Below are 7,742 nucleotides of genomic sequence, written 5' to 3'. Positions count from 1 at the left end.
TCGGCTATCGAAACCGTCGTTGACAGAGTCAGTACCGATAAACACAAACTATCAGGCAGAGCGAAAGATTACGGCTCTTTTGCTGTATTGATGACCATCTTAATCGCCACAGCCAGCTGGTTCACTATCCTGTTTTTGTAACCCGGTCTCGCTTGTAAGCCCATATCATCATCGCCACACCGCCAATGATCATAGGTAAGCACAACACTTGGCCCATAGTCAGCCAGCCAAACGCCAGATAGCCATATTGCGGATCCGGAATTCGGACAAACTCAACGATAAAACGGAATACGCCATAACCCAATAAGAATAAGCCTGAAACTGCCGCGCGCGGTCTTGCTTTGGCGGAAAACAGCCACAAGATGATGAACAACAATAAGCCTTCTAGAGCGGCCTGATAGAGCTGTGAAGGATGGCGTGGTAATGGACCGGCTCCAGGAAACACCATGGCCCAGGGCGCGTCGCTGACACGGCCCCACAATTCACCGTTAATAAAGTTACCTATTCGTCCCAGCATCAGCCCAATCGGTACCATGGGCGCGATAAAGTCACTGATTTCAAAAAAGCGTTTACCGGTTTTACGTCCGAAATACCAGAATGCGGCTAGCACACCCAACAAACCACCATGGAAGGACATACCGCCCTGCCAGATCTTTAACAGATTAAGTGGATTATCAAGAGTGGCAGGCAAATCATAAAATAAGGCATAACCAAGGCGCCCGCCCAGAATGACACCTATTGCTCCATAAAAGAGTAAATCTTCCAGCTGGTTGGTTTGCCAGCCAAAACGTTCTGCACGATACCGTCCCAAAAGCCAGACAAAAACAAATCCTAATAGATACATCAAGCCATACCAGTGGATGGCTAAAGGGCCTAGACTCAGGGCAACAGGATCAATTTGAGGGTAGTTCATCCGCGTCTCTTTATGAATAGCTGCGGTCATCATAGCAAGGAAAGTCTTACAAATCTAAGGCATGCACCATAATTACGCACCAGTTTGGCTCGGAGCTACAAATAATCGCACCATTATGATCCAATAATGTACAATTAAACTTAACAAACATGAACTACATCACTGTTTTATCAGGAGTTTATGAAGTTGGCATGCTATCTGCTCAACTTGTTGCAGTCTGAATACAAAGTGTTGCAAAAAGACCAACGCATGATTCAAAAAAGACTACACAACAAACGATAAAACCGAGGAGTAATACATGAAATTGAATAAACTTTCAGCACTATGTTTAGCAGCATCAACTATGCTTGCGACATCGTCTGCAATGGCTTGGGAAAGTGAAGACGGCGCACACTCAACCAGTGCGAGCGTTGCGTTTTCATCAGAATATATCTGGCGTGGTGTTTCACAAACTGACGGTGACCCAGCCATCTCAGGTAGTTTGGATTATGCTCACAGCAGCGGTTTTTACGCTGGTGTTTGGGGCTCTAATGTCGATTACGGAGATGATGCAAGTGCTGAATTCGACGCCTATTTAGGTTATGGCGGTGAATTTGGCGATACAGGTATCGGCTACGATGTTGGCTTCCTGCGTTATATGTTCCCAGGCGAAGATTATAACTTTAACGAAGTATACGGCTCACTGAGCTACAGTATCTTTTCTGCCGGTGTAGCTTATTCAAGCGACACCTTAGGTTCAGGTGAAGATGGCTATTACTACTATGTAGATGCTGGCTATGATCTTCCAATGGGTCTGAGCTTGTATGGTGGTTATGGCATGTATGATGCTGATGAAAATACATTCACCGCTGGTGTGGATGACTATGGTCATTACTGGATTGGTGTTTCTAAAGACGTCGCTGGTTTCACTCTGGATCTGTCATACCAAGACGCTGACAGTGATGCAGAAGATTGGGCCGGTGACTTGGCTGAAGAGACATTCCTGTTCTCAGTATCAAGAGCATTCTAAAACTTCTCACAGCTACCCCCTCGATGGTGAGGGGGTAGATTTTCTACAGAAGGAAATTTACTTATGAAACAAGTAGTAGCAATTATCAAGCCCTTTAAGCTTGATGATGTCCGGGAGTCGCTCTCCGAAATCGGCGTGCAAGGCTTAACCGTTTCTGAGGTGAAAGGGTTTGGACGTCAGAAAGGCCACACGGAACTCTATCGTGGTGCTGAGTATGTCGTTGATTTCCTGCCTAAACTGAAACTGGAAATCGCCGTCGATGATGACATCGTCGAACAAGTGATCGAAGCCATTATCAAAGGCGCCAATACTGGCAAGATTGGTGACGGCAAGATCTTCGTTTACCCATTAGAGCAAGTGGTTCGGATTCGCACAGGCGAAACCGGTCCTGATGCCCTATAAGCTGAGGAGTAGATAATAATGGATAATGAAATTTTCCAACTCCAGTATGCATTGGACACATTCTATTTCTTAGTTAGTGGTGCCTTTGTAATGTGGATGGCGGCCGGCTTTGCCATGCTTGAATCTGGTCTGGTACGCTCAAAAAACACAGCAGAAATCTTAACCAAAAACGTGATGCTCTATGCGATTGCGTGTACGGCTTATCTCGTTGTTGGTTACGATGTCATGTACGGTGGCGGTCTGTTCCTTGATGGGATTGTTGCTGACGGTGTAACCGGTGCTGAAGATCCAGCTACCTATGCGCCTTCTGCTGACTTCTTCTTCCAGGCCGTATTCGTCGCAGCGACAATGTCTATTGTTTCTGGTGCTGTTGCAGAACGTATGAAACTCTGGTCATTCGCTGCTTTTGCGATTGTTATGACAGCATTCATCTACCCACTTGAAGGTTCGTGGACATGGGGTGGTGCTGATGTATTCGGCATGTACAACCTGGGTGACCTTGGCTTCTCTGACTTTGCTGGTTCTGGTATCGTTCACATGGCTGGTGCGGCTGCCGCTCTTGCTGGTGTCATCCTGCTGGGTGCTCGTAAAGGCAAATATGGCCCTAACGGTGAGATTCATCCTATTCCGGGTGCAAACCTGCCATTAGCAACAGTCGGTACATTCATCCTGTGGATGGGTTGGTTCGGCTTCAATGGTGGTTCTGTTTTGGCGACCGCAACAATCGAAAGCGCTAATGCTGTAGCCGTCGTGTTCATGAACACCAATGCTGCCGCTGCTGGTGGTGTATTGGCTGCCCTGCTTGTTGCCAAACTGATGTTTGGTAAAGCTGACCTCACCATGATTCTGAATGGTGCTTTGGCCGGTCTGGTTGCTATTACAGCAGGCCCTGACACTCCGACTCCTCTGATGGCTACAATCATCGGTGCGATCGGTGGCGTTATCGTTGTGTTCTCAATCGTCTTCCTGGATAAAATTAAGATTGATGATCCAGTTGGTGCGATTTCAGTGCATGGTACCGTTGGTCTGTGGGGTCTGTTTGCAGTACCTCTGACTAATGACGGCGCTACATTCACTGGTCAGCTGATTGGTGCAGTAACTATCTTTGTATGGGTATTTGTTGCCAGCTTAATCGTCTGGGGTATTCTGAAAGCGGTCATGGGTATCCGTGTCACCGAAGAAGAAGAATACGAAGGCGTTGACTTTGTAGAATGTGGTATGGAAGCATACCCAGAGTTCACTAGCAGTGGTAAATAATCGCTAAGTGATATGCTCAAAGAGAGGGACAGGTTTTAGGACCTGTCCCTTTTTTTATGTCTGAATTAAATTAATTAATACAGAAATGAACAAAAAGTTATTGATGGTAAGGCTGACTATGCGTATGTACCGCATCAACCAATCGTGCCATGTTCTCAGGATCCACTTTGGGATGAATGCCATGCCCCAAGTTAAACACATGCCCTGTGCCTTTACCAAAGCCCGCGAGGATCTTCATCACTTCACGTTCCACACGATCACCTGAGGCATATAGCACACACGGATCCATATTCCCCTGTAACGTCACTTTATCACCAACACGTTGACGTGCTTGAGTAATATCCGTAGTCCAGTCCAACCCTAAGCCATTAACACCGGTTTCTGCCATGCATTCCAGCCATTGACCGCCGCCTTTAGTAAACAGCGTTATCGGCACTTCTCGTCCTTCAGATTGCCGCTTCAAACCTGAAATAATTTTCTGCATATAAGCTAAAGAAAAGGCTTTATAGTTTTCGGGACTTAAAGCACCACCCCAAGTATCGAATAACATGATCGCTTGAGCACCAGCATTAATCTGAGCATTCAAATATGCAATTACGGAGTCAGCCAAAACATCCAGTAATGCATGCATTTGATCCGGAGCATCAAACATCATGCCTTTTATCTTGGCGAAATCTTTACTCGAACCACCTTCAACCATATAACACGCCAAAGTCCAGGGGCTACCGCTGAAACCGATCAATGGCACTTTGCCATCAATCTCACGTCGCGTCAGTCGAATAGCATCCATCACATAACCAAGGCTATCTTCCATATCCGGCACTGACAGATTCTTGATGTCAGCTGCAGATTGAATCGTTTTTGAAAACTTGGGGCCTTCACCGGTTACAAAGTGCAACCCCAAGCCCATCGCATCGGGAATGGTAAGGATATCTGAGAAAATAATAGCCGCATCAAGATCATACCGACGAAGCGGTTGAAGCGTCACTTCGCACGCCAGTTCCGGCGTACCGCACAACGTCATAAAGTCGCCAGCCTTGGCGCGAACTTCCCGGTATTCCGGTAAATAACGACCGGCCTGACGCATCACCCATACAGGCGTTTTGTCCACGGGTTGCTTCAGTAATGCTCTTAAATAACGATCGTTTTTCAGTTCCGCCACAAATTCACCTTGCTTCATGCCTTGACGGCATTGTCAGATACAAAAAAGGCCTGATCATACAGGAATTGCTTTTCAGGTATGACCAAGCCTTAGTGTTTCGTTTTTGTTGTTAGTTCAAACGTCGAGGTAATCCAGAATACCTTCTGCTGCCTGACGGCCTTCCCAGACGGCTGTGACAACCAGATCCGAACCGCGCACCATATCACCACCTGCAAATATTTTTGGGTTGGTTGTCTGGTAGGCGTGACCACCATTTGCCGGCGCCATCACGCGACCACCGTCATCAATACTGATATTGAAATCAGCAAACCATGGTGCAGGGCTTGGACGGAAACCAAAGGCAATTACAACCGCTTCAGCAGGAATGATTTCTTCACTCCCTGGCACAGGTTCCGGACGGCGACGACCACGTTCGTCAGGTTCACCTAAAGCGGTTGTCACCACTTTGACACCTTCTACTTTGCCGTCACCCACGATTTCAACCGGTTGGCGATTCCATAAAAACTGTACGCCCTCTTCACGTGCGTTATTCACTTCACGACGTGAACCCGGCATATTTTCTTCATCACGACGGTAGGCACAACTGACGCTCTCAGCACCCTGGCGAATCGCTGTACGATTACAGTCCATCGCGGTATCACCACCACCCAGCACTACCACGTTTTTGCCTTCAAGATTAACATAGCTGTCTGTTTTCAAGTCCAGCATAAACTTGTTGTTAGCAACGAGATAAGGCAGTGCTTCATGTACACCCGGTAGCTCTTCACCCGGGAATCCACCTTTCATATAAGTGTATGTACCCATTCCCAGGAATACTGAATCGTATTCATCAATCAGCGTCTGGAAATCAACATCTTTGCCCACTTCGGTATTGAGACGGAACTCAATACCCATGCCTTCCATCACTTCCCGACGACGCTGTATAACCGATTTCTCAAGCTTGAACTCCGGAATACCAAAGGTCAGCAAGCCACCAATTTCAGGATATTTATCGTAAACGACTGGTTTAACACCATTTCGGACTAAAACATCAGCGGCACCTAAACCTGCAGGTCCCGCACCGATAACAGCAACACGTTTACCGGTGTCCACCACATTTGATAAATCAGGGCGCCAGCCGCTGTCTAATGCTGTATCTGCAATGTACTTCTCAACGGAACCGATTGTAACGGCACCAAAGCCATCATTTAGTGTGCAGGCTCCTTCACACAGACGATCCTGTGGGCAGACCCGGCCACAGATTTCAGGCAAAGTGTTAGTTGCGTGAGATAACTCTGCCGCCTCTTCCAAATTACCTTCACTTACCAGTTTTAACCAGTTTGGAATGTAGTTATGAACCGGACATTTCCACTCACAGTATGGGTTACCACACTCCAGACAGCGATCTGATTGCTCGGCAGAAGAGTCTTTATCAAAGTCACCGTAAATTTCACCAAACTGCTGAACACGCACTTTGGCATCGAGTTTCTTCGGGTCAACGCGACCTACATCTAAAAATTGAAAAGTATTTTTTGTCATAGTTTTGTACTGTGTCCGTTATGCGGCTTTAGTGGCCAGTTTTAACAGGCCGTCCATGGCAGCGGCTTTTGGTTTCACCATCCAGAACTCTTTAATACGCTGATCGAACGCATCAAGTATTTGATGGCCCCAAGCACTGCCTGTTTCACGAACATGATCTTCAATCATGCCTTTCAGGAACAACGCCAGCTCAGACATTTCATCTGTATCGATGCGAACCAGTTCAACCAGTTCTGTGTTGTAACGCTCCGCAAAGGTGTTATCACTATCAAGCACGAATGCCAGACCACCGGTCATACCCGCACCGAAATTCAGCCCGGTTTCACCTAATACTGTTACCACACCACCGGTCATATATTCACAACCGTGGTCACCGATACCTTCAACGACCGTTGAGGCACCTGAGTTACGTACAGCGAAACGCTCACCCGCATTACCGGCAGCATATAAAGAACCACCCGTTGCTCCGTAGAGGCAAGTGTTACCAATGATGCTCGCTTGCTGGCTTTCAAACTCACTTTCCGGTGATGGGTAGATAACCAACTTACCGTCAGCCATGCTCTTGCCGACGTAATCGTTGGCGTCACCTTCCAGGTACATTTCCAAACCACCGGCATTGAACACACCGAAGCTCTGACCGGCAGACCCTTTCAGGCGAAGCCGGATCGGCTTATCAGCCATACCATAGTTACCATGAACTCGCGCAATTTCACCCGACAGGCGCGCACCTAATGAGCGGTTAACGTTTCGCACATCGTAGCTGAATTCACCACCAGTTTTATTAACTATAGCGTCTTTAATCTCTGCCACCATCTGCTCGGCCAGTTCACCTTTATCGTAAGGTTCATTTTTCGGCTCAAGGCAGAATTTCGGTTTATCAGCCGGCACACCGGCATCTGACAACAATGGTTGCAGATTCAGTTTTTGTTGCTTGCTGGTCTCGCCCGGCAGAATTTCAAGCAGATCGGTACGACCAATCAAATCCTGCAAACTACCAACGCCTAGTGCTGCCAACCATTCCTGCGTTTCGCGCGCAACGAACTGGAAGTAGTTCATCACCATCTGCGGCAGCCCGATAAAGTGCTGCGTGCGCAGTTTTTCGTTTTGTGTTGCAACACCGGTTGCACAGTTGTTCAAGTGACAAATACGTAAATATTTACAACCCAATGCGACCATCGGACCGGTACCAAAACCAAAGCTTTCTGCACCGAGAATGGCCGCTTTAATAACGTCCAGGCCGGTTTTCAGACCGCCATCTGTTTGCAGACGGACTTTGTCACGCAGGTCATTCGCGCGCAATGTTTGATGTGCTTCACTTAAACCGAGCTCCCATGGACCGCCGGCATATTTCACCGAGGTTAAAGGGCTTGCACCGGTACCGCCGTCATAGCCTGAAATAGTGATCAGATCGGCATACGCTTTTGCCACACCAGCAGCAACCGTACCCACACCCGCTTGAGACACTAGTTTCACTGAGACTA

Annotated in this window: 8 protein-coding genes; 4 read left to right on the top strand and 4 right to left on the bottom strand. The window is 47.6% G+C overall.

The annotated features are described in order from the left end of the window. Positions 1-6: 6 nt before the first annotated feature. Entirely contained in the window at positions 7-141 is a 135-nt protein-coding gene (locus ACTF5U_RS11900) for a diacylglycerol kinase (RefSeq protein WP_438971850.1), read from the top strand. Here ACTF5U_RS11900 and lgt read toward each other — a convergent pair. After that, positions 125-913: a prolipoprotein diacylglyceryl transferase gene (lgt, locus tag ACTF5U_RS11895; protein WP_438971849.1), complete on the bottom strand. Its 789-nt coding sequence runs from the start codon at positions 911-913 to the stop codon at positions 125-127. The two genes, ACTF5U_RS11900 and lgt, sit on opposite strands and share 17 nt — an antisense overlap. A 298-nt stretch (positions 914-1,211) precedes the next feature. Here lgt and ACTF5U_RS11890 point away from each other — a divergent pair, with 298 nt between their 5' ends. The 3 genes from ACTF5U_RS11890 (at position 1,212) to ACTF5U_RS11880 (ending at position 3,581) form a co-directional block, all read left to right on the top strand. After that, positions 1,212-1,922, top strand: coding sequence for a TorF family putative porin (locus tag ACTF5U_RS11890; protein ID WP_438971848.1), 711 nt, complete (start codon positions 1,212-1,214; stop codon positions 1,920-1,922). Between the two features lie 63 nt (positions 1,923-1,985). Beyond that, positions 1,986-2,324: a P-II family nitrogen regulator gene (locus ACTF5U_RS11885; protein WP_007144177.1), complete on the top strand. Its 339-nt coding sequence runs from the start codon at positions 1,986-1,988 to the stop codon at positions 2,322-2,324. A gap of 18 nt (positions 2,325-2,342) precedes the next feature. Next, the gene (locus ACTF5U_RS11880; protein WP_438971847.1) at positions 2,343-3,581 is read left to right on the top strand and encodes an ammonium transporter; all 1,239 of its coding nucleotides are present in this window, start codon (positions 2,343-2,345) and stop codon (positions 3,579-3,581) included. A 97-nt stretch (positions 3,582-3,678) separates the two neighbouring features. Here the strand turns inward: ACTF5U_RS11880 and hemE are convergent, their stop codons facing one another. The 3 genes from hemE to ACTF5U_RS11865 all read right to left on the bottom strand — a co-directional run. Next, positions 3,679-4,743 carry a uroporphyrinogen decarboxylase gene (gene hemE / locus ACTF5U_RS11875; RefSeq protein WP_438971846.1) on the bottom strand — a complete coding sequence of 355 codons (1,065 nt, stop codon included), beginning with the start codon at positions 4,741-4,743 and terminating at the stop codon, positions 3,679-3,681. Between the two features lie 114 nt (positions 4,744-4,857). Then, positions 4,858-6,261 carry an FAD-dependent oxidoreductase gene (locus ACTF5U_RS11870; protein WP_438971845.1) on the bottom strand — a complete coding sequence of 468 codons (1,404 nt, stop codon included), beginning with the start codon at positions 6,259-6,261 and terminating at the stop codon, positions 4,858-4,860. An 18-nt stretch (positions 6,262-6,279) separates the two neighbouring features. After that, positions 6,280-7,742: glutamate synthase-related protein (locus tag ACTF5U_RS11865; RefSeq protein WP_438971844.1), on the bottom strand; the 1,463-nt coding region annotated here is incomplete at its 5' end.

Source organism: Methylophaga sp. (assembly GCF_965655755.1).
GTDB lineage: Bacteria > Pseudomonadota > Gammaproteobacteria > Nitrosococcales > Methylophagaceae > Methylophaga.
The sequence above is the reverse complement of the archived record's forward strand: the minus strand, read 5'-3'. Positions and strand labels throughout refer to the sequence as shown.